At 43.3% G+C, this 26,218-nt stretch carries 25 protein-coding genes and 2 riboswitches; of the genes, 5 read left to right on the forward strand and 20 right to left on the reverse strand.

Annotation, left to right across the window (positions count from 1 at the left end):
• Nucleotides 1–13 precede the first annotated feature (13 nt).
• The gene (queF, locus tag MHB56_RS00795) at nucleotides 14–487 is read right to left on the reverse strand and encodes a preQ(1) synthase (protein WP_036687775.1); all 474 of its coding nucleotides are present in this window, start codon (nucleotides 485–487) and stop codon (nucleotides 14–16) included.
• Between the two features lie 163 nt (nucleotides 488–650).
• Nucleotides 651–694, reverse strand: a riboswitch (PreQ1 riboswitch).
• A 311-nt stretch (nucleotides 695–1,005) separates the two neighbouring features.
• Between queF and MHB56_RS00800 the strand changes: the two genes are divergently transcribed.
• Nucleotides 1,006–1,341, forward strand: a complete 336-nt coding sequence (locus MHB56_RS00800) for a hypothetical protein (RefSeq protein WP_036687547.1) — start codon at nucleotides 1,006–1,008, stop codon at nucleotides 1,339–1,341.
• A gap of 64 nt (nucleotides 1,342–1,405) precedes the next feature.
• Here the strand turns inward: MHB56_RS00800 and murB are convergent, their stop codons facing one another.
• From murB to MHB56_RS00875, 15 genes are all read right to left on the reverse strand, one after another.
• Complete coding sequence (gene murB / locus MHB56_RS00805) at nucleotides 1,406–2,317, reverse strand: UDP-N-acetylmuramate dehydrogenase (RefSeq protein ID WP_036687548.1); 912 nt, start codon at nucleotides 2,315–2,317, stop codon at nucleotides 1,406–1,408.
• Nucleotides 2,318–2,467: 150 nt separating this feature from the next.
• Nucleotides 2,468–3,268, reverse strand: a complete 801-nt coding sequence (locus tag MHB56_RS00810) for an ABC transporter ATP-binding protein (protein ID WP_036687549.1) — start codon at nucleotides 3,266–3,268, stop codon at nucleotides 2,468–2,470.
• Nucleotides 3,269–3,323: 55 nt separating this feature from the next.
• On the reverse strand, nucleotides 3,324–4,358 hold the full coding sequence (locus MHB56_RS00815; RefSeq protein ID WP_341143150.1) for a FecCD family ABC transporter permease: 1,035 nt from the start codon (nucleotides 4,356–4,358) through the stop codon (nucleotides 3,324–3,326).
• Complete coding sequence (locus tag MHB56_RS00820) at nucleotides 4,358–5,413, reverse strand: FecCD family ABC transporter permease (protein ID WP_341143151.1); 1,056 nt, start codon at nucleotides 5,411–5,413, stop codon at nucleotides 4,358–4,360. The genes MHB56_RS00815 and MHB56_RS00820 overlap by 1 nt, the downstream gene beginning before the upstream one ends.
• A gap of 220 nt (nucleotides 5,414–5,633) precedes the next feature.
• Complete coding sequence (locus tag MHB56_RS00825) at nucleotides 5,634–6,641, reverse strand: iron-hydroxamate ABC transporter substrate-binding protein (RefSeq protein WP_081383366.1); 1,008 nt, start codon at nucleotides 6,639–6,641, stop codon at nucleotides 5,634–5,636.
• Nucleotides 6,642–6,844: 203 nt separating this feature from the next.
• Nucleotides 6,845–8,662, reverse strand: coding sequence for an APC family permease (locus tag MHB56_RS00830; RefSeq protein WP_076126699.1), 1,818 nt, complete (start codon nucleotides 8,660–8,662; stop codon nucleotides 6,845–6,847).
• 124 nt (nucleotides 8,663–8,786) lie between these two features.
• Nucleotides 8,787–8,946, reverse strand: a riboswitch (cyclic di-AMP (ydaO/yuaA leader).
• Nucleotides 8,947–9,140: 194 nt separating this feature from the next.
• Nucleotides 9,141–9,605: a disulfide oxidoreductase gene (locus MHB56_RS00835; RefSeq protein ID WP_341143152.1), complete on the reverse strand. Its 465-nt coding sequence runs from the start codon at nucleotides 9,603–9,605 to the stop codon at nucleotides 9,141–9,143.
• On the reverse strand, nucleotides 9,602–10,354 hold the full coding sequence (locus MHB56_RS00840; protein WP_081386224.1) for a DsbA family protein: 753 nt from the start codon (nucleotides 10,352–10,354) through the stop codon (nucleotides 9,602–9,604). The genes MHB56_RS00835 and MHB56_RS00840 overlap by 4 nt, the downstream gene beginning before the upstream one ends.
• A 161-nt stretch (nucleotides 10,355–10,515) precedes the next feature.
• Nucleotides 10,516–11,832 (reverse strand): hemolysin family protein, encoded by a 1,317-nt coding sequence (locus tag MHB56_RS00845; protein WP_036687555.1) that lies wholly within the window; start codon nucleotides 11,830–11,832, stop codon nucleotides 10,516–10,518.
• A 314-nt stretch (nucleotides 11,833–12,146) separates the two neighbouring features.
• Entirely contained in the window at nucleotides 12,147–12,611 is a 465-nt protein-coding gene (gene gerQ / locus MHB56_RS00850; protein WP_036687556.1) for a spore coat protein GerQ, read from the reverse strand.
• Between the two features lie 144 nt (nucleotides 12,612–12,755).
• Nucleotides 12,756–13,187: a cell wall hydrolase gene (locus MHB56_RS00855; RefSeq protein WP_076126705.1), complete on the reverse strand. Its 432-nt coding sequence runs from the start codon at nucleotides 13,185–13,187 to the stop codon at nucleotides 12,756–12,758.
• Between the two features lie 636 nt (nucleotides 13,188–13,823).
• The gene (locus MHB56_RS00860; RefSeq protein WP_036687780.1) at nucleotides 13,824–14,216 is read right to left on the reverse strand and encodes a DUF2500 domain-containing protein; all 393 of its coding nucleotides are present in this window, start codon (nucleotides 14,214–14,216) and stop codon (nucleotides 13,824–13,826) included.
• Nucleotides 14,217–14,409: 193 nt separating this feature from the next.
• Nucleotides 14,410–14,586, reverse strand: coding sequence for a hypothetical protein (locus MHB56_RS00865; RefSeq protein ID WP_169744776.1), 177 nt, complete (start codon nucleotides 14,584–14,586; stop codon nucleotides 14,410–14,412).
• 223 nt (nucleotides 14,587–14,809) lie between these two features.
• Nucleotides 14,810–16,099, reverse strand: coding sequence for a VPS10 domain-containing protein (locus MHB56_RS00870; RefSeq protein WP_081387753.1), 1,290 nt, complete (start codon nucleotides 16,097–16,099; stop codon nucleotides 14,810–14,812).
• Nucleotides 16,100–16,129: 30 nt separating this feature from the next.
• Complete coding sequence (locus MHB56_RS00875) at nucleotides 16,130–17,512, reverse strand: amino acid permease (protein ID WP_076302576.1); 1,383 nt, start codon at nucleotides 17,510–17,512, stop codon at nucleotides 16,130–16,132.
• Between the two features lie 172 nt (nucleotides 17,513–17,684).
• Between MHB56_RS00875 and MHB56_RS00880 the strand changes: the two genes are divergently transcribed.
• Nucleotides 17,685–18,608 carry an L-lactate dehydrogenase gene (locus tag MHB56_RS00880; RefSeq protein ID WP_036687562.1) on the forward strand — a complete coding sequence of 308 codons (924 nt, stop codon included), beginning with the start codon at nucleotides 17,685–17,687 and terminating at the stop codon, nucleotides 18,606–18,608.
• A 191-nt stretch (nucleotides 18,609–18,799) separates the two neighbouring features.
• On the opposite strand, the gene MHB56_RS00885 is transcribed toward MHB56_RS00880, so the two are convergent.
• The 3 genes from MHB56_RS00885 to MHB56_RS00895 form a co-directional block, all read right to left on the reverse strand.
• The gene (locus tag MHB56_RS00885) at nucleotides 18,800–19,771 is read right to left on the reverse strand and encodes a glycoside hydrolase family 113 (protein WP_248548697.1); all 972 of its coding nucleotides are present in this window, start codon (nucleotides 19,769–19,771) and stop codon (nucleotides 18,800–18,802) included.
• Nucleotides 19,772–19,882: 111 nt separating this feature from the next.
• Entirely contained in the window at nucleotides 19,883–20,788 is a 906-nt protein-coding gene (locus MHB56_RS00890) for a tyrosine-type recombinase/integrase (protein ID WP_076106781.1), read from the reverse strand.
• A gap of 28 nt (nucleotides 20,789–20,816) precedes the next feature.
• Complete coding sequence (locus tag MHB56_RS00895) at nucleotides 20,817–21,719, reverse strand: LysR family transcriptional regulator (RefSeq protein ID WP_076133707.1); 903 nt, start codon at nucleotides 21,717–21,719, stop codon at nucleotides 20,817–20,819.
• A 128-nt stretch (nucleotides 21,720–21,847) separates the two neighbouring features.
• On the opposite strand from MHB56_RS00895, the gene MHB56_RS00900 reads away from it, so the two are divergent.
• From MHB56_RS00900 to MHB56_RS00910, 3 genes are all read left to right on the forward strand, one after another.
• Nucleotides 21,848–23,170: an APC family permease gene (locus MHB56_RS00900; protein ID WP_076310591.1), complete on the forward strand. Its 1,323-nt coding sequence runs from the start codon at nucleotides 21,848–21,850 to the stop codon at nucleotides 23,168–23,170.
• A 198-nt stretch (nucleotides 23,171–23,368) separates the two neighbouring features.
• Nucleotides 23,369–24,325, forward strand: coding sequence for an alpha/beta hydrolase (locus MHB56_RS00905; protein ID WP_341143153.1), 957 nt, complete (start codon nucleotides 23,369–23,371; stop codon nucleotides 24,323–24,325).
• A gap of 188 nt (nucleotides 24,326–24,513) precedes the next feature.
• A complete protein-coding gene (locus tag MHB56_RS00910) occupies nucleotides 24,514–25,827 on the forward strand; it encodes an outer membrane protein assembly factor BamB family protein (protein ID WP_341143154.1) in 1,314 nt (437 codons plus the stop codon).
• 6 nt (nucleotides 25,828–25,833) lie between these two features.
• On the opposite strand, the gene MHB56_RS00915 is transcribed toward MHB56_RS00910, so the two are convergent.
• Complete coding sequence (locus tag MHB56_RS00915; RefSeq protein ID WP_076304125.1) at nucleotides 25,834–26,217, reverse strand: hypothetical protein; 384 nt, start codon at nucleotides 26,215–26,217, stop codon at nucleotides 25,834–25,836.
• Nucleotide 26,218 lies beyond the last annotated feature (1 nt).

Here is a 26,218-nt window from a genome sequence, read left to right on the forward strand (position 1 = left end):
CACAAGTTGGAATTTAGCGGTTGTCCACTTTTTCTGGATAGAGGTCGTGATTGATTAAGCGGTGTTCCGCCATCGCCTCATACTTCGTACCCGGTCTTCCATAGTTGCAATAAGGATCAATTGAAATGCCTCCGCGCGGAGTGAACTTGCCCCATACCTCAATGTAACGCGGATCCATCAGAGAGATCAGATCATTCATAATAATGTTGACACAGTCCTCATGAAAATCACCATGGTTGCGGAAGCTAAACAGATACAGCTTTAATGATTTGGATTCCACCATTTTTTGTTCAGGAATATACGAAATATACAGCGTGGCAAAATCCGGCTGACCCGTTACAGGACACAAGCTAGTGAACTCAGGGCAGTTGAATTTAACAAAATAATCACGCCCGGGATGTTTGTTATCAAACACCTCCAGAATGTCTGGATCATAACCAAACTTGTACTGTGTTCCCTGATTACCAAGCAAAGTAACTTCCTGCATTTCCTCTTTCAATCTTCCTTCTGACACGACAAAAAACCCCTCTCTTTTCCTTCGGCCTTGGCCGGTAATGGAAAGAAGAACGAGATTTCGAAAACTTGGCTCCACTAAGAAGAAACGGAAGCAACGTCCGGATAAAGGACAGCAACCGCTTGTACTGTTTAATATATTCTTAGTTTTTTATAGAGGGAGTTCGCGAACCTCTCCTGCACAACTTAGCGCAGACTTCTTCTTAAAGCATATTGCGTCTTGAACTATACCATGGGTAGCCCGCTCCTGACAAGTTCTACTCTTTACTGTTACCTTATATAGATCAGCAAATAACTCCAGATTAACGTGGATAGACCTGCGTATGTAGAGATTAGGAAGCTCAAAAACCACGGCAATTTGATCGCGGATTTCTTTTTAATCACATGAACTATTCATATGGTTAATTAAAATGTAGCAAAAAAAAGGATTCAAATCCTAAGAAAGGGGTAACTTATTCATAATAATCTTCGAGCTAAGGGTGGGAGCATTTTATGGAACAAAGTATACAGCAGCTTATGGATTGGCTTAACAATCATTTGAATGAAACAATCGCTATTGAAAAGAAAGAACTTCGTGATTTGGATAAAGTTCATTTCAATTTAGAGTCCGTAGATTTCCGGAGTGCAGACGACGTAATTGATGAATATCTTGGAAGTGCACTGATATTAAGAGGTTTCGGCAGCACACTTAACGCCGATGGTGAACTGGTATCCCTGCCACAATCCACTTATGATTTAGCTGTTGAAGGTCTTCAAATCGTAGACTTAGCCGACCGCAAGGCAGAAATAACTACGGACAGAGCTAATTACACCCTTTCAGTAGATTAAACGAACATGATTATGATAAGCAAAAAGAGCCCACAGCGATCTGCGGGCTCTTTTTGCTTATCGTTTATTCTTCTCCAATGATCTCCACTTCAGTTTCCAGCTCTACACCGAATTTATCCTTCACAGTCGCTCTTACATGGTGGATTAGCCCGATGTAATCACTGGCTGTTGCATTATCTGCATTCACAATAAATCCCGCATGCTTCTTGGATACCTCAGCACCGCCGATTCTTGTACCCTGTAAGCCGCTCTCTTGAATTAACTGACCTGCAAAACGGCCTGGAGGCCGCTTAAATACACTCCCACAGGATGGATACTCAAGCGGTTGCTTCGATTCACGTAAATATGTTAGTTCATCCATTTTTGCCTTGATCGTTAAAACATCACCGGAAGTCATAGCAAATTTGGCCTCAAGTACAATATACTCACCGCTTGCGAATACACTTTTTCTGTATCCCCATTGCAGCTCATCTCCTTGCAGAGTTACCAATTGCCCGTTCTTATTTATAGCTAGTGCACTATGCAGGACATCTTTGATCTCACCGCCATAAGCACCTGCGTTCATATAGAGCGCTCCACCAACTGTTCCTGGAATGCCACAGGCGAACTCAAGACCCGTAAGCTCCTTATCAAGCGCATATCTGGAAACATCAATTATTTTGGCACCACATTGCGCATATAAGAGATTGTCGCGAATTCCCATTTCGGTCAGTCCTGCCGTTTGCAGAACGATTCCACGTACCCCTCCATCACGGATAATCACATTGGAGCCATTCCCAAGTACCGTAAGGGTTATCCCATTTTGTTCTGCATATGTAACAATCTTTTGAATTTCATCATAAGTAGCTGGTGCAGCCAAAATATCAGCTTTTCCGCCCATTTTAGTGTACACGTGATCTTTTAAATTCTCATGACTTTTCACTTTTCCTGCAGTCATTAGCTGCTCTAGGTCATCTTGAATTTTGTCAATATTCATGTTTTCATGCTCCTTTAACCATGTATAAATGATGGTCCTTGATCTATTTTAAAGAGTTATTATGAAATTGTAGGCAACCACAACTGTAACAACGAACAGGCTCCCTTGTCAATGACGGGAGCCTGTTCGTTATATGATTTTAGATGATAATTACACAGCTTTATAGGCAGCAAGCTCGTAAGGAAGACACAGTGGCACACCCGTACGTGGATCCGGAACGATATCCGCTTCAATTCCAAACACTTCCCGCAATACATCTGGTGTCATAACCTCAGTAGGTGAGCCTTCGCTAACCACAGTACCGGACTTAATCGCTACCATATGCTGCGCATAACGAGTAGCATGATTCAAATCATGCACGACCATGATAATGGTACGGCCTTCTTCCTCATTCAGCTTTTGCAAAAGCTGAAGAACTTCGAGCTGATGCGCCATATCTAGGAACGTTGTAGGCTCGTCAAGGAATAAAATATCTGTTTCTTGAGCCAACGCCATAGCGATCCAAGCGCGTTGACGTTGTCCACCAGAGAGACGGTCAATAGGGCGATCATGAAAAGATTCCATGCCCGTAACAGAGATGGCATTGGAGATGATGTTGCGATCTTCTGCGGTCATCGTGCCAAATCCCTTTTGATGAGGGAAGCGACCGTAACTGACCAGCTCAGATACCGTCAGACCGTCAGGAGCCGTTGGGTTCTGCGGTAGAATCGCTAGCTGACGAGCAACCTCTTTAGTTGAAAAGTTATGAATCGATTTGCCGTCCAGCATTACGGTGCCACTCTTCGGCTTCATAATCCGGGCCATCGTTTTGAGGATTGTAGATTTACCGGAGCCGTTAGCGCCCACTAGTGCGGTGATTTTCCCCGTAGGGATAGACAAGTTCAAGCCTTTAACTATAGTAGCCTCTGCATACCCAATACTTAATTCTTCTGTATTCAAACGTTCTGACATGATCTACAACTCCCTTAAAAGTTTTATGGAGCTATGCTCCTAAGTATGAACTAATTTACGCTTTAGACTTGGCGAGTAAATATAAAAAGTAAGGTGCGCCAATAATCGCAACCACAATGCCAGTCGGAACTTCCGCAGGTTGCAGCACCCATCTGCCGATGGTATCAGCGGTAATCATAAGAAGCGCCCCTGTCAAAGCACTAGCAGGTAATAACACTTGATGGCGGGGTCCCACGAGCCTGCGAGCCAGGTGTGGTGCTATCAGGCCGACGAAGCCAATACCTCCGCTTACCGCGACGCAGGAGCCGGCAAGCGCTACGGCTGTTACCAGAAGGAGAATACGTTCCTTCTCCACACGCATTCCTAGACCTAATGAAGTATGGTCCCCTAGATTCAATACATTTAGAACCCGGGCTTTATAGAAGGCGAACGGTAACAGAATCGCGATCCAAGGCAGCAAAGCAAGGACGAATCTCCAATCCCCACCCCATATTTTCCCGGCGATCCAAGTAGCTACAAATTGATAATTATTAGGATCAAGCTTAAGTGCCAATACAAGCTGGCAAGCATTGATTCCTGCAGCGACCGCAATCCCGATAAGGATCAGCCTTGTAGGAGACAGACCATCTGCCTTCCGGTAGGCAAGAATATAGATTAAAGCTGCGGTCAGGCCAGCCCCACCAAGCGCTAGGAGAGGCAAGACAAATACCGGAGCTGCTGTTGTAGCCGGAAAAAACGAGATAAAAATGATTACCGCAAAACCTGCACCAGCACTTATGCCCAGCGTAGCCGGTTCTGCGAGTGCATTACGTGCGAGACTTTGTAGAATACAGCCCGATACTGCAAAGCCCGCTCCTACTAACAATGAAATTACGATGCGGGGTAATCTGAAATCAAATAAAATAAGCTTTTGCTGATGTGTTCCATCACCCATGAGTGTATGTAATACCTCTAGTGGGGATAGACGCATAAACCCTGTATTCATACTGACTATAAACACAACGACGATCAGTATAGCAAGGAGCGCTAACACCGTTAAGGCGCGTGTGCGGCGTTCTTTTTCATCTGGAGTAAGGGTTAATTTGGGCATTACAGCTCCCCCTTCCGCTTACTCGCTAAATAAATAAAGAACGGTACGCCGATGATGGCAATTAAAGCTCCTAGCGGTGTCTCATAAGGTGCATTTATCATTCTTGCGGCAATATCTGCAAAGATAATCAATAAGCTCCCTAGAACTGCCGAGCAAGGGATAATCCAGCGGTAGTCCACTCCAACGAAATAACGTGTAACATGTGGAATAATTAGTCCTATAAAAGCAATCGGGCCAACCGTTGAAACCGCACTTCCAGCTAAGATAACCACAACAATCATACATGCCAATTGAACTAACCTTGTCCGCTGCCCCAGACCAACCGCTACTTCTCTTCCTAGGCTGAGCAATGTGACAGATCGTGATAACATCATCGCTGCAATTAAGGCTACGGCCACCCAAGGGAATATAATCTTGATCTGAGTCCAGCTAGCTCCACCCATCCCACCAGCTAACCAGAAGGCTATGTCCTGAGATAAGTTGAAAAGAATAGCTACTCCCTGACTAATAGCAACCAATAAAGCACTAACTGCCGAACCTGCTAATGTCAATCGCAAGGGGGTCAGGCCATTAAAAGAAAGCGAACCGATTCCGAATACGATAAAAGAGGCCACAGCGGCACCGATAAAGCAATACAACATTAGTGAAGTGAATGAGAGTGAGGGTGCAAAAGCAAATACTATGGCCAGCGCTACCCCTGCTCCTGCATTCAAGCCTAACAGCCCTGAATCCGCAAGCGGGTTTCTTGTCATCCCCTGCATGATAGCCCCTGCTACTGCGAAGCAAGCACCAACTAAGGCGCCAGCAATAGCACGTGGAAATCGCAGTTCTCTAATCACCTGATGTTTTTGTAAATCTGGATTGTAATGAAATATAGCTTCCCATACCGTAGCTAACTTGATATCTGCCGCCCCCACTGAGACCGAAAGTGCCAATCCGAAGGCAATAGCAGCAAGTCCAAAAATAAGAATACCAATGGCAGCTGCCGGTCGGGTATGTAGAGCTTTTTTGGGTTCATTTTTAATACGATTTGCGAAATCTGAGGGTGAAACCATGAGTCGTCTCCTTATTCAATAGTTACAATGGTTTTTATGATAACAACAATCATTCTCATTATCGCAAAAATATTTATGTTGTACAATTGCAGGAACGATTTTTCCGTACTATGGGATTGGTTTATAAAAAAATGGTGCAGATCTTTGTATCCCGAGATACTTGATCTGCACGCCCTTCCCCACCGAAATGATCAGTCTCATTCATGGTGAATTACGACTTTTATTTCACAAGACTTTTTAGCACATCGTCAATGATTTTTCTGCCAGCGTTCGCACCACTGTAAAGCCAGCTGCTTGTTGAGCTCATTTCATGCACATTTCCAGCTTTTACAGCTGGGATGCCCTTCCAGATTGCACTATCTAGGATCTCCGAACCCTCAGTCTTATCACTATTTACAAGGAAAATATGATCTGCGGTCAGCTCAGAAAGCTTCTCTAGTGAGATCGGATTCCAAGTTGCTCTTGTTCCTACTGGGATCTCTGTTACTAAGTTAGGCAGCGTTACGCCAAGGTCTGTATATAATACAGCTCCACTGCTGCGGGTTTCGTCTACAATATAGAAGTTTTTTTGCACCAACCATAAAATAGCCGCGGACTCTTGTCCAATAGCTCCTGCAAGCTGTTCTTTCGCAGCCGCTGCTTTAACATCATAATCTTTAATGGCTTTTTCTGCTTCAGGGGTTTTGTTCAAAATCTCACCCATCTTGAGCAACGATTTGCGCCAATCTTGATTTAGTTCATCCCCAATTACATAAGTGGGTGCAATCTTATTCAACTGATCGTAAATCCCGTTCTGAACAGAAGACTCCGATGGGATGATAATAAGATCCGGAGCAAAGCTGGTTACAGCCTCTAACGGAAGGTCGTAACTAATTGTAGGAACATCCTTCAATTCAGTGGCCAGATAATCCTGAACGCCGTTTGTAACTGACCATTGAGCTACTGGAGTTACACCCAGAGTTACCAAAGAGTCTTCCAAATATGAACCCAGAACGCGCTGTGGATTAGCCGGAATCGTTACTTTATGACCCATTGCATCTGTTAACGTCTTAGGTGCAGCAGGTGCCTCTGTAGATTCTGCTGTAGGCGCTGTTGTAGGCGCTGTTCCTGCATTTGATGAGCTTTCAGCATTATTATTACCACAAGCGGAAAGTATTAGCGTCATCACTATTAGTCCGCTCATCGTCACTTTCATGCTTCCTGATCTTTTTCTGTTAAGCCAAAACATTAAAAACCCTCCTATATGTAACTGCTTTGATATTCAAAGGTGACCTTTACCTCTGCTTCACTTTTAAATGATATTGATTCTCATTCTCTGTGTCAACATATAAATTTCAAATTCTGTGGATTTGCAACAATTTCCTTCATATAAAATACAAAAGAGGTTATATTCCGAACGTTCCGGATATAACCTCATCTTTAATCTTCTACTTATTTATTTAAATGATACGGGACAGTCGCTACTACAACGTCCTTTTGATTCATTAGATACGAGCGGATTAAAAAGCTGGTCTGATTATGAAGCACGGCTTGCCACCAATGTTTGGTAATAAACTGTGGAATCAGAATCGTGATGTGATCCGTCGCAGCGGTCTTCCACTCTACCGTATCGATAAACTTCACTAACGGACGAATGATACTACGATATCTGGAACGAAGAACAATCAGGCGTACACCTGGATTCCATTCCTCCCACCGTTGCTCCATCTTATGAATGTCTTCTTCATCAAAGCCTACATACACAGCAACAACATTATCTGTTAGAGACTTCGCATAGCTGATGGAATGTAATACAGCACGTGTAACCCCTGCAACAGGAACAACTACAGTACTTCCTTTAATTACAGGTTTATCAGTAGCCGGACATATACGCAGTTGATCCGCAGTGTTCAAATAATGCTTATGAATACGGTGGAACACGAACATTACAGCAGGTAAGAAAATGAATGCCATCCATACGCTCGAGAATTTAGTAATGATAAATATAAGCGTAATCGTCAATGTAGTCAGCATACCGATGGTATTTACTACAAATCTTTTCACCCATCCAGCGGGTCTTGTTTTGATCCAATGCACCATCATCCCCAGTTGGGATAAGGTAAAAGGAATGAACACGCCAACCGCATATAATGGAATCAAACCTTCCGTATTCCCATGGAATGCAGTCACAAGTATGATAGACATAACTCCTAGAAAAATAATGCCATTTGAGAAGCCCAGGCGGTCACCACGGACCATAAATGCATGTGGCAGATATTTATCTTTTGCAAACATAAAGGCGAGCAGCGGAAACGCTGAATATGCTGTATTAGCTGCCAAGAACAAAATCACTGCTGTAATCCCTTGAATGAAAAAGTACAATCCGCCACGGCCAAAGGTCGATTCAGCGATCTGAGAGACAACCGTAGCCTTTTCATCTGGCACAATCCCATACCAATACGCCAGCACAGTGATTCCGGTAAACATAAAGCCAAGGATAAGTCCCATGATCATTAGCGTCTTGGCTGCATTCTTCTCAGCGGGTGCTTTAAAGTTTGGGATCGCATTAGATACGGCCTCAACCCCCGTTAGGGCTGAACAACCAGAGCTAAACGCTTTTAATAGTAGAAACAAACTTACATTAGATACGGCGCTGCCTATTTCAGGAACATTCGCATGCGCGCCACCCATTGCATATTTAACGATACCGGAGATAATCAGAACAACAATCGAAACCACAAACAAATACACTGGAATTGCGATAAATGAAGCCGATTCAGTCACTCCGCGAAGATTAATGATTGTTAATAAAACGATAACAGATACAGCGATGAGAACAGTATGATTATGAAGACTTGGAAAAGCCGATGTGATCGCATCCGTCCCTGCCGAGGCACTAACCGCTACGGTAAGAATGTAATCCACCAATAATGAACCCCCAGCGAGCAGCCCTGTCGGAATACCAAGATTACTCTTGGCTACGATATAAGCTCCGCCTCCTTGCGGATAAGCAAAAATCGTCTGCCGATAGGATAAAATCAGGATGGCCAGCAGGCCCAATACGGCTAATGCAATTGGCAGGGAATACCAGATGGCAGTAAACCCGGCAGCCACTAGTACAATCAGAATTTGTTCCGTTCCGTAGGCTACAGACGAGAGCGCATCAGAAGACAGAACAGCCAGTGCTTTAACCTTGGATAACTTTTCATGATCGAGTTCATTCGACTTCATCGGACGTCCGATCAATAGTCGTTTTACCTTGCTTACCATGGTGGATACAGTTCCTTTCTTTGGGAGCTGAAACGGAATTTCCGTGCGCTGTTTTCATCGGTGGATTTCATAAATGCAGACACAAAAATAAGCATACGGAAATGATCCGCATGCTTATGCATGGTCATTTTCCCACCTTGCTTACGAGGTTAGCTGGCGGATTCGGGCTGTGGTTATAGCCCTACGGTAGAGGTCTGTTCGACCCGGTTCCGATTCACCCCATTGGCATGAATGCCAAGTTTGGTTCCCCCGTTTTTCCTAAGAAAATTCAGCGCATATTCAACTTCTCACAAGGTCTAATATTAGTCTACAAAGTGCCTACAGTAAAGCGTTGAAAAAAATGAAAAAAGAATGAAAAAACATCCAATAAGCTCAAATATAGCGTCTTATTGGATGCTCTCTTTCATTATCTTCAATTATCCCTCTAGCCCGTGATTTTAATACCTTTTCAGCTTTTTTGTACCTTCCAAAGTGAAAACTAAAATCCTAAGCTCTCCTCTGCATCTACTTCAATCATTTCTTCTTCCTTACGTCCATACCAAAGAAGGAGACTAATTAGAGCAAAAGCGATTAAAGCTAACAAAGGAATCGTAATAAATCCGAAGTAGTTCAAATAATCTTTATTACAAGGAACACCAATTGTACAAGGTAGAACTTTACTTAATGCTGGAATCTTCTGTTCCGCATAATGATAGATTGAGATACTGCCACCAATCAAACTTAATGGAAGCACATAAGGAATGACGCGCTTATCTCCACGGAAAGTGGCAATTCCCAACAAAAATAACTGCGGATACATAAAAATCCGCTGAAACCAGCAAAGCTTACAAGGTTCATACTTCAAGACTTCACTTAAATACAAGCTACCAGCTACAGCAACCAAAGAGACGAACCAGGCCAGATAGAGGCAGTTACGCTTGCAAAAAGATAGGAATTTTGTCACTTTGCCTCCACTGCTTTTGCGGCGGTGTTAATTTCAGATGTAATCGCTTCAATATCGAAAGGTTCAGCCGTTTTCACTCCATTAATGTAGAGCGAAGGCGTAGTTGTCACGCCTGCGTCAGTTGCCAACTGAATGTCTTTCTTCAGCTCATCTGCATAAGTTTTCTCTTGGATGTCTTTACGCAACAGATCGTAATCGATCGCTAATTTCTCTTTTTCAGCAAGGCTTACCAAGAAATCCTCAGTGGCCCATTCCACGCTCTCATCCCCTTGCTGCGCATACACAGCATCATAGAACTTCCAGAATTCATCCTTATTCTGATGGTATACAGACAATGCAGCTAGTGAAGCTGTCTCAGAGTCAGGACCAACGAAAGCCATATTTACAAAGTAAAGAGCTGCTTTTCCCTCGTTGACAAAATCTTGAACAATTTTCGGTTTCATGGAGCCAGCAAACTGGGAACAAGCTGGACATTTGAAATCACCAAATTCAACAAGCTTAACAGGTGCATCCTCATTACCAATCCTAGGTAGCTCACTGTAATTGAATTCTACCGGTTCTCCTGTAGAGACATTCTTTGCTGCATCTTTCGAAGCTAACATAAACAATCCAACAAAAATGATAACTACTACAGCTATTGAACTAATAACTAAAATTCTCGTTTTCTGCTTCTGTTGCTCCTGTTCTACCCGTCGTTTCTCTTGTTTGCTCAACTGGGGAACATTTGGACTTTTTTTAGGTTTACTCAAGGAGAATTCCTTTCTGTCCTCTAGGGACTAATGTAGTTTTTATCATATACATTTAAAATTATATAATTATTAATCTCTTTTTGGCAAACAGTATGGTCAAAAAAAACAGCGTGACTCCAAAAGGAGAAACGCTGCTCTTATTTTGAAAATATAAAATTCCATCAAGCTCCAGCTTCTTCATTCAATAACTGTAACCGCAATAGCTTAATTCGAGAAATTCGCTTATTCTCAGTCTCTTCTACAATAAATAGATGATCATCAAATTCTACGGATTGCCCTTTTTGAGGTGGATTAACCTCCAATTTAGAATACAGCCAGCCGCCTATCGTATCGTAATCCTCAGTCTCCATATGAAGACCTAAAAGATCATTAATCTCTTCAATAAGCATCAAACCGTCAATGGAGTGTTCATCCTCGCCAAGCTTCTCAACACCGGGACGTTCCTCATCAAATTCATCCTGAATTTCTCCAACAATTTCCTCCATGATATCTTCCAGTGTCACCATTCCTGAAGTACCCCCATACTCATCGATCAATATGGCGATTTGTGTCTTCGCACGCTGCATAACTTTCAGCAAAGCACTAATCTGAATGGATTCCGGCACGGTCAATATTGGACGAATTAATTTCTGATAACTTTGTGGACGATCCTTAATTAAGTCCTTTATATGGATGAAGCCTAAAATATGATCCTTATCACCGTCACAGACGGGATAACGTGTCCTCATGCCATCATAGGCAATCTCAAGGTTCTCCTCAGCAGAAACATGATTATTCAGACAGATCATCTCTGTCCGCGGAATCATGATCTCCCGAGCCATGGTATCCACAAATTCAAAAATATTGTCAACTAACGCCATTTCAGTATTATCGATAAAGCCGCTTTTGTTACTTTCCTGCATGATAATACGAATTTCTTCTTCCGTATGCGCCGTTCCCAGCTCTGAAGCCGGGGCTAATCGGAAAATTTGCAGTAAACCACGCGCCAGCCCATTAACGATCCATATCACTGGATACATGATTTTGTAAAATACATTCATCGGTCCTGCTGTTAGTAAAAGGACAGATTCAGCCTTGTTAACAGCAATGGTCTTAGGTGCAAGCTCACCTAATACGATATGCAAGATAGTAATGAACATAAGAGCAATAACCAAAGATACAACATTAACAGCAGTTTCTCCTAAACCTATGCTTCCTAATAAAGGCCCGATAAGATTAGCTATAGCTGGTTGACCCAGCCACCCTAATGCAAGCGAAGCCAATGTAATGCCGAGCTGACAGGCTGAGAGATAGCCATCCAGGTTGCTGACAATGCTTTTTGCATTAAAAGCTTTTTTACTACCTTCTTCAATCAGGGTATCAATTCTACCACTTCGTACTTTCACCATTGCATATTCGACTGAAACAAAAAATCCGTTTAACAATACCAACAAAATAATAAGACCAACATGTAATATACCGGGTAAAGGGTCGCTCAATTTATACTCCTATCCACCATTTTCCGTACATGGATGGATAGGCCCACCTCCTTCGTTTTTTCAGAGTATTGGCAAAATGCTTGCCGTTTGTTCCTTTCAGTATCAATTTCCCAATGGTTTCATCTCCAGTCTAGAATCACGTTTTTGAATATATACTTTATTATATTAATATATTGGGGCAAACCGCAAGCATGCGTGTCCTTTTGAAAAAAAATGGGCGATGATTATCAAGATTATTCCATAAATTCATCACAAATAAAAAGAACTCCTAACCGTTTGGCGTTGGAGTTCTTCTCATCGAAGATAGGTTAAATTTAGCGACAATTTCTCATCGTTGGAGGATTGCCAATTACACCTGGGTATTGGTAAGTAAGGGGCTCATCGAAGGTAGCATAATCAAAATAAATCATAAGTAAGACGGTGCGTTGGCCAGTCGCAGGGTCACTGATAATAATGTGGTCACGGCCTGCCGCTTCCAGCACACCCTTGTAAACTTTGGCATTCCAGTCTTTATTGTTCTCATAAGTAAAATAAAACGTACCTACTTTTCCTAAATTCAGGCGGAAAATATTCTCAATGTAGGATTGTTCGAACGTTTGTGGTGGATTCTGAACTACTACTCCCCCTGGAGTCATTGGACTACCACTGCTTACTTGGGGTGGCATGCTGCCCATGCCTTGCATTCCTGATGACATCGGCATTCCGGAAGACATTGGCATACCTGAAGAAGAGACACTACCGATGGTATAAGTTACGGGGCGGTAAGGTTGAACGATCATTTACTGAAACCTCCTAAATGTTTATCAGAGCATGAGCTCCTTTGGACACTAATGAAACTTACATTTGGACACAATTGAAATCACACTAACTTTCTGTGAGAATTACTCATTTTATTGAGTAATTCTCTTTGCACAGTTACCATGCTAATTGCCGATAAATACAGTCGGGCAATCTTCTCCGGTCGGAGTAAAGAAGCAATGGGCTTTAAAGCGGCCTGTGTTTTGTTGGTTATACCAGGTTGCAGGACAATCACCTGCGGGTCTGAAGAACCACAAAGCATTGGTAGCTGGCCAGGTTCTTTCACCAGCAATTACACGTTTGGCTAGACGGATATCTGCTTCTCTGGCTCGCTGGTAGAAGTATCCCTTCTGCGGCGCTTCGAAACCTCCAGGACTTTGATAGACCATATCATTCACATTCCGAATGTTATTAAAGTCCAAGCAATTGCCAAGAATCCGGTTGACGCCAACATTGCCGACCATGAGCATGCCGAGATCTCCATCTTCCTCAGCTTCCGCTCTCATCAACCGCGCCAGCACCTTCACATCTTCCGAGTTCGTTTTGATGACGGCCACGCTGTCTCCTCCTTGGGGTCACTTCTTGTAGCAACCTCGTTCTTAACTGCATGCTGTATAGTATGTGCATTCGCCTAAGAGGTGACAGTTCCCGCCTATTTTTTAGAGTAGGGATCTTTCCTTTTAACCACTCAGCAAATCCCCATTATCTACACTCTAAGCTGCGTATGTCCAATTACATTTGCGCTGCAGCGTCTGAGTCGGGGTCGGTGGCAGCGTCGAATCGGTGCTGATATCGATGTCAATGTCAGCACCCGCTCAAAAGGCGCTATCGGACACAGCTGACCTTATTCGCGATATTAATCCACTTTTGAGATTCTATCGGACCCTAAAGCCCCTATTGGCCCGCAAAGCACCGATTATAAGCCTCTTTCTAATGAATAGCTGCATTGGAGTCCGAAACTAGGCTCAAAAGACTGTGAATTTGCAAATAACGTCATCTGGGTCCGCAAGGTGAGAGGGTAATGAAGATCTGACACTTAATAGATGATCGCACCTACAGTGAGCTTTGAGAACTACGAGGTCAGTGAGCTTTGAGAGCTACGGTATCAATGAGCTTGAATGGTACATAACCAAAACGCAAAACAGCGATCCACCATGAGCATGAGGATCGCTGTTTTGATTTAATACAAATGACTACTCCGCAGTTGAGTATTGTGGCTGTCGTTGGAATCCATGATATCTGGTTCCTTGATAAGTAAGCATTCCTCTATCGCCTTCTGCACTCAAGCCATATTCATGGCCATCTACTTTAAATTCCATGCGACTACCACCCTCCAGCTCGTACGTTAAATAGTAAGTTGTACTTGTACGAGTTGAGCCATTCTCTTCCTGAAGCTGCTGCTGTCGTACTTCAGTCCGTTTGCTAACGATATGTGCAGGGATTGTTAGTATGGGGGAGCCATTGTTCCTGCCCCATTGAAGCAAGCCCCTGCCTGCTGATATAGCAAGAATACCAATCATAACAACGATAAAGATCGGCATCACCGTTCCGGCAAAATCAAACATCCATGAAAGATCCGGGCCCATTCCCATGACAGTTTCCCCCTTCTTCCTCTTGAATTCAGCCTAATTGCTGCGTTCTGGGTACTTCTGTACATGTATATGCCTCATCTAGTCCAGAAAGCATTAAATAAGTGAGACTAGATGCAAAAAAGACCACTTCGTTTTCTTAGAAATCAAGAATTCGAGTGGTCTCTATACAGAGTTTTCAGTTATTAAATTAAGCATGAACTAGGTCTAGCAATTTCTTAGTTTCGTCTGTCTGATCATCTAACATTCCATTTTCAGCCCAGCAAGCTCTGCATTGTTCTTCAGTTTCACAAAGATGAGCGTCATCACAGTTGTAGCAAAGTTGCAAAAGGTTTCTTGTCATATAATCTGTTTCGAATGTTTTCATTGTAATCTCTCCTATTCGATGTCTGAGTTTGTGAAAATTTGAACTTGTTTTCTATGTGTTAAATATATCACAGGATTCTTTAAATGTCATGTGATTTTTTTCACATTTATAAAGAAAATTTTAAATAAGTTTTTTCCTTATATTCAATCATTCACAAACAACAATAAACCCCCACTCTGCTAACAACAAAAGAACCTACCATCAGGCAGGTTCTTATTCCTTATTACATTACGCGCCAGCTGATACCACCATTCGTAGTCTGTAACAGTATCGAGCGCTTGTCCTCTTTTTTCTCAATCAAAAGCCACCCCACCTCAGTGGAAAAAAACTGTAGCTTTACAATCTCCGGATATTCCAAAAGCTTAGATCGCAGTACACTGCTCTCTTTAAGAGGTAACCAGGTCGCTCCTTGATCAATCGTATGGTAAAGGGTGTCGCCGAGTATGGTCCAACCGATCTGTGAATTCAAAAAAGTCGGAGCAATTAGACGATTAACACCAGCTTGTGCGTTCAATCCAAAGGAAGCGAATTTCCAATTAGCACCGCCGTTAGCTGTAAAATATCCATGGTAAGTGATCGTTTTTTCTTTATCCTTTTGACAGCCAACAGACATCCAACCAGTAGACTTACTAGCATCGAAGAACTCCGGTTTGCCAGTAATTACTCGGTCACAATCTTCTAAACGTTCGTTAACTAGAAAAGCTGGCCCGAGGCTCCAGCTCTTACCGCCATCTTTTGTCATAAAGATTTTGGGAAGAGCACCTGTCTGTAGTGTCACAAATCCATGTGTACTATTGCGAAAAATCATTCCAGTGGTGACCCCGGCAAACGGTATCGAATCATTTGGGAAATTCGGATTGTATTGCTCATTCTGCATCACTTCTTCCCAAGTGGCCCCACCGTCTGTCGTTGAAAAAAGTGCCTTGTTCTCTTTGTTGGAAGAAGCGTTCCATGAGGTCATCAGCCAACCCTTTCTGGGTGAGTTGAAATATACAGAGGATACTGTATTCACATCTCCTAAAGATGAGATTTTCCAGCTTTGGCCACCATCTGTGGTTCGCAGCACAATCGTTTCTGTCGAGCCAAAAGCACTTCTTATAATCCAACCATGAGATGGATCCGTGAAGAAAATCCCCTTCCCATACACAGGATTGGAGAGGAACTGCACATTTGGTGCTGGTGAAATATTAGCCCAAGTTGCTCCGTTATCCCGGGTCAAGTACAACCGGAGTTCGTTTTTGGTAACCCCCCAGGCCAGACCCTCACTTTCACTAAGCAGCTGAAAATCTGTAAGACGAGTCTGAATTTGATATTTCGGAGCGCTATCATTGTCAATATGATTGGCGTCTGGAGTAATCAGGGTTATCGTCTGACCTTCTTCAGGTGCCTCTGTCGGCTGGGGCTGCTGAGTAGGTTCCGGGGGAGGAGATGAACAAGCCGTGACCACCCACGCTATCAAAATCAGCATCAGTATTAATCTTATTCCCTTCAATCCAGCAATCTTAAATGCCAATAACCTCTCTCCTCTCGGATGGATTGAATCTTATTTATGATTCAAATTACTATTACGATAGCCATATAGTGCATAGATTAGAAGTCCAACAACTGTCCAAATTAGAAAACCAATCCAAGTCTCACTTCCTAGATTATACATCAAAATACCACAAGTTGCCGCACTTAACAGCGGAATGAAAGGTACCCAAGGAACTCTGAACCCTCTTTTTAAATCCGGATGAATATATCTAAGCGCGATTACCCCTAAAGACACTACAAAAAAGGCAAACAATGTTCCTATGCTTGTCAGATTTGCCAACCGGTCCAGTGGGATGAAACCCGTTAACACAGCTATTAAGATACCTACCATCCATGTGCTTCGTACAGGTACCTGTGTTTTAGCATTAATCTTAGATAAACTTATGGGCAGCAGGCCATCACGTGAGATGGCAAATAACAGCCGAGTTTGACCGAATAACATCACGAGCAGTACCGTAGTCATTCCCGCAATGGCTCCAACAGAGATCAGACCGGCAATCATATCCTGATTTACAAAGCGAAGCGCATAAGATACAGGATCACTAACATTGAGATCAGTATATGGAACAATACCCGTTAATACGAGTGAGACAAGAACGTACAAGACAGTACAGATAGCAAGGGATGAAATAATTCCAATCGGCAAATCGCGTTGGGGTCTTTTCACCTCTTCAGCAGCGGTTGCTAGCGCATCAAAACCTATGTAGGCAAAAAACACTGTGGCCGCGCCATTGATCACGCCATGGTACCCAAAAGGGAGAAACGGAGTCCAGTTCTCTGGCTTCACATAGAAAAATCCTGTTACGATAAATAGAAGCACCACTGCTATTTTGATAAAAACCATGATTGCGTTAAAGCGTGCCGTTTCCTTGGTTCCCCGAGTCAGTAAATAGGAAATCAACAAAATGATGATTACTGCAGGCAGATTTATTATTGTACCCGCTTGTGCATTATAAGCCCCCGATAGTGCGGTTGGGAGATGTATCCCAAAGCCCTCTAATAACCCCTGAAAATACCCTGACCAGCCACTGCTTACAGCCGCTGCGGCAACTCCGTATTCCAAGACAAGATCCCAGCCTAAGATCCAAGCTAATAGTTCTCCAAAGGCTACATAACTATAAGCATAAGCACTCCCGGAAACAGGAATGGTCGAAGCAAATTCCGAATAACATAATGCCGAGAGCACACAGGCAAACGCCGCTAGTAAAAAAGAAATTATAAGACCAGGACCTGCATGTTCTGCTGCGGCAACTCCTGTCATTACAAAAATACCTGTGCCGATAATGGCTCCTACCCCAAGCATTGTTAGATCCAGGGCACCCAACGTCTTGTTTAACTGCGTCCCCTCAGAACTTGTGGGTATGTGTAGAGCCTTTTTACGAAATAAATCCATACTTACATTCTCTCCTGTCTAGTCTTGCTAAGATAATGAAATAAAAATCACATTTTAGTATGGCCTTAATTAGGGTAATGCATTAAATAAGATCAGCTTGAAAACACTACCGTTAACGATTATGATGGACAAGATTGAAACCAAAAATTTGAAATATTAAGGAGATGGAGACATGGCCCCCCCAAAACCCAATCGGGTCGTAGTTATCGGTACTGGAGCAGTTGGTACAACTACAGCCTATACTTTATTGTTACGTAGACGTATGCCCGAACTCGTACTTATTGACGTTAATCATCAGAAAGCACTTGGCGAAGCACTGGATATGAATCACGGCATGCCTTTTGTCGGCGGTGTGAAGTTATGGGCTGGTACTTATGAAGACTGCCGTGAAGCAGATATCATTATAGTCACTGCCGGTGCATCACAAAAACCGGGAGAAACCCGGATAGATCTGCTTCGTAAAAATATTTCGATTTTTAAAGATATCATTGAAAAAATAACAAAGTATAACCAACATGCCATTCTACTTATTGCAACTAACCCTGTAGATATTCTGTCTTACGCGACTTTGAAAATAAGTGGGTTTGACCGCAGACGTGTAATTGGTTCTGGTACGGTACTTGATAGTGCTCGTTTTCGTTATTTGATCGGTCTTCACAAAGAAATCGATCCTCGCAGTATTCACGGACAGATCATCGGTGAACATGGAGATTCAGAGCTTCCGGTTTGGAGTCTTGCGAATGTAGCTGGGATTGATCTTGGTTTTGACGAAGCAGAACGCGAAGAAATCTTCCAAGATACCAAGAATGCAGCCTATGAAATTATTGATGCCAAAGGCTCAACCTCTTATGCAATAGCTCTTGCACTGGACCGAATTGTAGTCTCCATTCTTCATAATGAAGGCGCCGTGTTGAATGTTTCTACTTTATTAAATAACTATAACGGGGTTTCGGATGTCTATCTCGGTGCGCCTTGCGTAGTAGATCGCTCGGGTGTTCGACAGGTACTGGACCTCCCACTCAATGAAACCGAACAGGCTTTATTCCAGAAATCCGCTGAGAAGCTAAAAGCAGAAATAGCTAAGCTAGAATTGTAAGCGAATATGGCTGGAAACAGCCCTTTTTGACTACAAAAGACACAAGAAACCGTCCTTTTTATATGTGGAGCGTTGCCTCCACTATGAAAAGGACGGTTTTTAATATAACACGAATTAACTTAGCCTGCCAATGACAAAAAGATCCTTTAGCAGGCCAGGCTCACCTGAAATTCCGGATCTTTTTTATCAATTTATTTAGTGATAGGTTGCTTGTAATATTCTTTGAGAACTTGTTCGGCTTTTTTGCCATAAATATCAAAACCACGGTCAATGGAAGCCTCTTCCAAGGCATATAATTTCGTGCTCCAGTCCCACCAGAAGTAACCGGCAAACCAAGGTTCATTCCAGAATGCTTCCAGCGCTGACCGATAGAAGTTGGCTTGTTCATCTTCTGAATACGGTAAGTCTGTGTATGTAAAGTCCCATGGCATGGTGGCACATCCATGAGCACTTCGGCATCCAATCTCGATGAATACGAGAGGCTTGCCAAATCGCTCAGACAGTGACTTAAGCCGCGGTTTCTGCCGCTCCCAACCAGCCAGCATATTCTCATAAGAATCTCCCGGCACGGAAGCTACCGGATAATAAGCGCTGGTTCCGATAAAATCCACCTCATCCAGCCATTCGATTCCTTCTTCTTTGCCATGATTGGCATTATAAATGATCGGCCCTGTATAAAGATTGGTGACCTCTTGAATCAATTGTCTCCATTCCGCAGTTCTAGACTCTGTGCCTACCATTTCGCAGCCGATACAGAACATCTCACATTCAAGATCTTCCGCCAACTCTGCATAGTGTTTAATGAAATTTGTATAAGAACGGAACCATGCTGCCCAATAAATCTCTCCCTCTTCCGGAAATCCAATCCTAGCTCTCCAAATGCCATCCCTCGAATTCACAACCGGTTTAAGACAAACTTTAAGACCAAGCTGTTTTGCCAGTTGTACCGCATGTGCGAGATCACGATCTGTCACCGTGTAACCGTAATCATAATGAATTTCTGTTGAATGCACTGTGTCTTGCCATGTCCAAAAAGATAAGGCGATCCATTCACTTCCTGTCTCCGCCAGCTTTCTCATCGAATCTTCTGCATATTCTGTACGGTATTCACCTCGTTTTGATCCCCAGCCATAAGTCATCCCTTTTAGAAATACATCCTTCACGATTAGGACCTCCTATAAAAAACTCTTAATAACTGTTAGAATAAATCAATACCGTTATAATAACAAGTTATTTTTGTTATCAATTTTCTGAGGAGGTTTCTTTCTTTTCTATCACAGCTGGATTTGCAATTTAGACATAGCCTCTTCCTTCTCACGACTGGTAATATGTGTGTATACGGTTGTAGTCTGGATCGAGGAGTGACCAAGCAGTTCCTGTACAGTGCGCAGATCTGCCCCTTTTCTCAGCAGCATGGTTGCAAAGGAATGTCGGAGCTTATGACTTGAATACGGACGTCGCTGTGCTGCTGGCACATCCCTTTGGAAACGATCAAAGGTATCTGCTGCAATTTGCTGAATGCCGCGGATCGACAACCTGCGTCCTTTTTGTGAAATGAACATCGCTTCCTCTTTACTGCGCCAAGGATCTAACCTTTCTGCTAACGCAGAGTCCAGAAAAGGCACTACATCCTCGGGAACCGGCACATTACGCCATTTACGCCCCTTCCCAAACACACGGAGGGAATGTCTTTCTACATTATAATCACTCAAATTCAGTGTGTGGACTTCCCCCACCCGAAGCCCCATATAGGACATCAACAAAAAAACTGCTAAATTGCGCTTTTTGTATTTACCATCTATAGAAGATAAAAACCGACCCAGATCACTTTCATCTAAGTAGACCGGCTCACGATTGATCTCCGTTTTGGATTTCTTAATCCCGGCTGCCGGGTTGTTCTGAAGTAATTCCAGCTCGATCAATGCCTTGAAAAAACAGTTAATCGCAGCATGCTTCCGGTTACGGGTCGCATCACTCACTCCACGTTCGCGGACAGAGGTCAAAAAAGAAATGACATGCAGCTTCTTCACCGTCTCAAGCTTTTTACCATTCAGGCTGTCTAAAAATTGTTTCACATCTACTAAATAGGATTTTTGCGTATAGGGAGTGTACCCGGCATCCTTCATCCAGATGAGAAAGGCCTCCAGCCCTTCTTCGTAGTCTTCACACCACTCATTCATGCCTTAGAGCCTCCTTGTTAACGTTGATCTATATTAGACTTCTCCATTGCTCAGCATGTTTTTGTATCGCAAGTAAGAACTCCGTCAGTACGGGCGATTTCCATTTCTTATGATGATAGGCGATCTGCGTCGCCACACGCTGTGATTCATCATTCCAATTCAACCTGGCAAGTTTTCCTTCGGAGAGTTCATTTTTTACAGTAATTAATGGAAGAAAGGCAATGCCAAGATCAGCCATCACACATTGCTTTATCGCCTCGATGCTCCAAAACTCTAACGTGGGGTCAGGAAATACACCGTAACTGTTCAAATGCCGTTCAAATAAAGTCCGGTAGGAACAGCCCGTTTCAGTATGAAGTATGGTCACTCCTTTTAAATGAAGGGGTTCTACCTCAGCAAGGTTTAATAAGGGATGATCTGGCGCTGCGATCAGCGTCATCGGCTCATGTACTAATGTTTCTATATTTAAATCTTTATCTTCCGTCTCAGGTTGCAACAAGAACGCTAAATCCAGTTCACCCGAACGGACAAAATCTGATAGTTCCCAGCAAGCTCCAGGCTTCAGAAGAATTTGAACCTTCGGATATTTAGCGCGAAACTCCTTAATAATACCTGGTAAGCGAAAAGCAGCTAGAGATTCAGGAGCCCCAATCCGTAAAGAACCCGTAAGCTCACTATCCGAGCGTAACGCGTCCTCTGCTAAAGTGTGCATTCTGGATATTTCCTGAGCGAACGGGAGCAACCGACGCCCTGCGTCGGTTAGGATAATCTTTTTACTGATCCGATCAAATAATGGCTGGCCAATTTCAGACTCTAGTGCTTGGATTTGTGCAGTAATACTGGACTGTGCATAATCAAGCTTCTGTGCTGCTCTAGTAAAACTGCCCGTCTCCACTACCACTAAAAAGGTAAAAAGATGACGTGACTCCATGAATTTCCCCCTAAATGAAAATGAACCATCGGAATATCGAATGGATACTATTCAAAAATTCTGTTTTTCCAATGGATCTATTATCTGCTACTCTAGAACAAAAGACAAGGAAAGCAGGATAAAAAAACATGAAGGAATCCGGTTCAAACACTTTACAAAAAAACATTGGCATGCCTCAGGCTATTGCCCTTTACATCGGGGCTGTGTTGGGTTCTGGGGTCTTAATTGTTCCTGGTTTAGCTGCAGAAATGGCGGGTCCCGCTTCATTACTGGCGTGGGGATTTATGTCGTTGCTGATTTTGCCGATGGCCTTATCAATGGGTCTGCTCTCTGCTAAATTCCCTAACGCTGGAGGCGTGTCCCATTTTGTAACGCTTGCTTTTGGTCCAAAAGCTGGCTCACTGGTAGGATGGTTTTTTCTGATGTCCGTTCCGATTGGCGCACCTGTTGCTGCACTGACTGGAGCTGGTTATATGACCGCCGCTATGGGCTGGGACGAATCTGCAAGAATTACTATTGCCGCTATTATGTTGGTCATTGGCCTGATTACGAACTGGATTGGTATGCAGGTGGCTGGAAAGGTACAAATAGCGGTAGTTATAGCGATTGTTGCTGTGCTGGTCTTCTCCTTTGCTACTGCACTGCCCCGTATGGAAGTCGAACACTTCACTCCCTTTATCCCACATGGATGGATGAGCATTGGCCAGGCTGCTGCAATCTTATTCTGGTGTTTTATTGGCTGGGAGGCTGTCTCACACCTATCTGAGGAGTTCAAGGACCCACAGCGTGCCGCCGTTAAAGGAGTAACTATCGCCGCTATTATAGTAGGGATTCTATATTTTCTCTCCGCACTAGCAACTGTTGGTACACAAAGCTACCTCAAAGGTGGATCAAGCACTTCACTCGTCTGGATTATTAGTCAGCCTCTTGGGCGCTGGGGAGGATTTATTGCCGGACTTACCGGTCTGTTCATCTGTACAGCCACAATTATTGCCTATGCAGGAGCTGCCTCACGTGTGGCTTATGCTTTATCCCGCCAAGGCTCTGCACCGAAATGGATGGGTAAAATATCCAAACAGTATCATACTCCTATCGGTGGCATAGCTTTTCTTCTGCTCTGTTTTGTATCGGTGATGACGCTGTATGGCAGCGGGTCCCTCTCCATCACCACTCTGATCCAGTTTCCGAATGCTACTTTTATCCTGACTTATATCGGAGGTTGTGCTGCAGGAATACGTCTGCTCAAAGGAAGTCGCTTAGGTGTGACGATAAGTTGGATTTCCTTTTTAGCAACAGCTGCTGTGTTTCCTTTTACGGGCTGGGCAATAGGCTATCCGCTACTCATTACTTTGGTATTCGTTTGGATTATCCGTAATAAGCGTAAACAGAGGATGCGTGTCACTGAAGAGATTGGTCCTGAAATGCATGAGGAACAACAAAAGGTGTTGTAAGGCTCTAACTGCGTTTGAACCTCTCCCTAAGGAATAGTTGTACTGGTGTCCGAAACCGTGCTCAATAGGCGATAAATGTGCAAATAGCGTCAAATCTCTAACTACTTCTAAACTGGCATTCGTTTCAGCAGCTGCTTAGATGGTTATGGAATGAAGAGGGTATACTAGACTATGACCAGTCAAAGGAGACGATAAATCATGCCAAACAAAACTAAGATCATTCTTGAGCCAGCTGCTCAAAAATTTGCTGATGATAATGCGAAACCTCCCTTTCTACCTGACCTTGGGCCAGAAAAAGGCCGTGAAACGGTAGATAGCGTACAATCCAGTGAGATATATAAACCTGAAGTTGATATTGAAGATCTAATGGTGCCAGGTGGACCTAACGGTGATGTTTCCATAAGAATCGTTCGTCCCCCAAGCTCCTCATCAGCGTCGCTGCCTGTTATCCTGTACATTCATGGCGCAGGCTGGGTGTTTGGGAATGCTCATACCCATGATCGCCTGATCCGTGAACTAGCTGTCGGAGCGGAGGCCGCAATTGTTTTCCCAAATTACAGCCTCTCCCCAGAAGCTAAATATCCTACAGCTATTGAAGAAATCTATGCAGTACTCCAGTGGACAGCTGAAAAAGGAAGCGAGCACGGATTAGATACTAGCAAGCTTTCTATAGCCGGAGACAGTGTTGGTGGGAATATGGCCGCTGCTATTACTCTAATGGCTAAAGAACGGAGTGGGCCGAAGATAGCGAAACAACTATTATTCTATCCGGTAACGGATGCCTCGTTTGATACTGAATCCTATCATGAATTCGCCGAAAGCTATTTCTTGCAGCGGGACGGCATGAAATGGTTCTGGGATCAATATACTACTGACCCTGAGGAACGTAATCAAATCACGGCCTCCCCTCTTCGTGCTAGCCTAGAACAGCTGCGGGATTTACCAGATGCACTGGTCATTACTGGTGAAGCAGATGTGCTACGGGATGAGGGTGAAGCTTATGCCGCCAAATTGCGGGAAGCTGGCGTGAATGTTACGGCTGTCCGCTTCCAAGGCATCATTCATGATTTTGTCATGCTGAATCCTTTAGCCGAGACTCATGCTAAAAAAGGAGCTATCAAGTTAGCGACAACATGGCTTCGTGAAGGTTTCTAAACAAATCAACTGTTGACATATTCTTTTACTAGGCGAATTGGTTCACACAGAATTCTTGTGCGAAACTGATTCGCTTTTTATTGTTAACATAATATTTATTATGTTAACAAGTGTATTTTTACAATTGAGAAACAAATATCCATTCTCTGCGTCAATATATTATAAATGATGTATAAGGAGCTAAAATCGTGAAATATGTACCGTTTATCCTAAAGACCGTTATATCTTCCTCCTTGCTCGTATCTGGAGCTGGTATATATTTGTCTAGTGCTCAAGCAGCAGTAACAACCTCTGCCTCCTCTTCAACAACCGTCGACTCTATCACCACAATTAAACCCTTATGGCACGACAAGGCAGATGGTCAAGGAATTTATAGCCAACTGGCTCCTATTGCAAATGGATTATTCTATTATTCATCAGGCGGGACACTAAAGGCCGCCGATCTCACTACAGGCAAAGTTAAATGGTCCTACAAAAACGGAACAAATCCTGAGATTATAACGAATAACTCGGTTTTCTTTATCACTTATGAGGGTTATCTTGTAAAAGTTAATGCTCAAACGGGGAAATTGCTTTGGAAGGTTAAGGCTGCCAAAGATCCGATTGAGATCGGTGCTTTCGCGGAGTTAGTTAACGGAGTGTTGTACTTCCGGAACGAGCATGGTGGAATTGCAGCTTATCATCCGGTCACTGGTAAAAAGATCTGGGAGAATAAAGACATCCCTATGTATGTAGGAAGTATCGACGGTCTTTATAACGGGGTATTGGTAGTATCCAGTACCGTTGATAATAGACGCACACAGTTTTTCGGTCTCGATCCGGCTACAGGCAAGAAGTTATGGAGAATTCAGGGATTTTATAGCTTTGTTGCTTACCGGGATGGTGAATTATTACTCCGCGAACAAGCCAATGCTGCAAATGATGCCTCTAACGAGCCTCTTAAAGGCTATCAGTTGACCTTGATACATGTAGATGTTAAAACTGGAAAAGCGAAGACCAAAAAGAACTACAAACCGCTCGAAGATGTCAGTAGACTCGGTAATTATTTTACATCACTTCAAGGCTCGTATCTATATACAGTCGATGGAGGTTTAGACCAATGGGGTGGTCATCCACTATACCGCTTTACCTTAGGTCAAGAAACAGCGAGTGAACCCAAAAGTTATGAGGAGTACGGAAATTGGGTGGCTGGTCCAGTAAATAACATGGCTTTTTTCCAAAAGGATGCACAGATTACTGGCGTTCAAATGAACGATAATCGCATTATAAGCTTCAACGGTCCGGACAGTCCCGCGCTTAGCGTTCAATTTCTGGGTAAGGGGATTTACGCTGGCTATGAGAATGGCTACTTCTATATCATAAATGCAGAAACAGGCAAAGCGCTTGGCAAAGTAAAGACCGGAGCACAACAATACGGCACACTATTTAGTGCGAATGGTATTCTCTACATCCAGACGGAGGACGATATATTCGCGATTTCCCTGCCAAAAGAATTAAAATAGTTGTTGTTACTCCTCATCTTTTGCAGCCACTTCTCGTTTAAACTCACTGGTTCGACTCTCCAGATGAACTGACCCGCTGTTTCCAATCTGGAAGGTCGTGCCAGACCCAATCGATAGAATTTTAATATATTGTATATTAATTGTTGTTTCCACGGAATCCTTTAATATCACAAATTCATCCGCTTCATTCCCTTGCTTTGTCCATACAGGGATAGGAATGTCTATGAGTGTAGTATCTTTCGGGTGATTATTAATCTCCTTTATGTTAAAAAGATAATTCTCCTTGCTTCCCAGGAATTTAGATTGAACCCGGTTTACAGATCCACATATAAAAATAGAACTGTCGGACAGATTGTTGATATAAACATCTTGTATGCGTGAGGTGTGCATA

The sequence above is a fragment of the Paenibacillus sp. FSL H8-0315 genome, from assembly GCF_038005365.1.
In the GTDB taxonomy this organism is placed as follows: domain Bacteria; phylum Bacillota; class Bacilli; order Paenibacillales; family Paenibacillaceae; genus Paenibacillus_AQ; species Paenibacillus_AQ odorifer.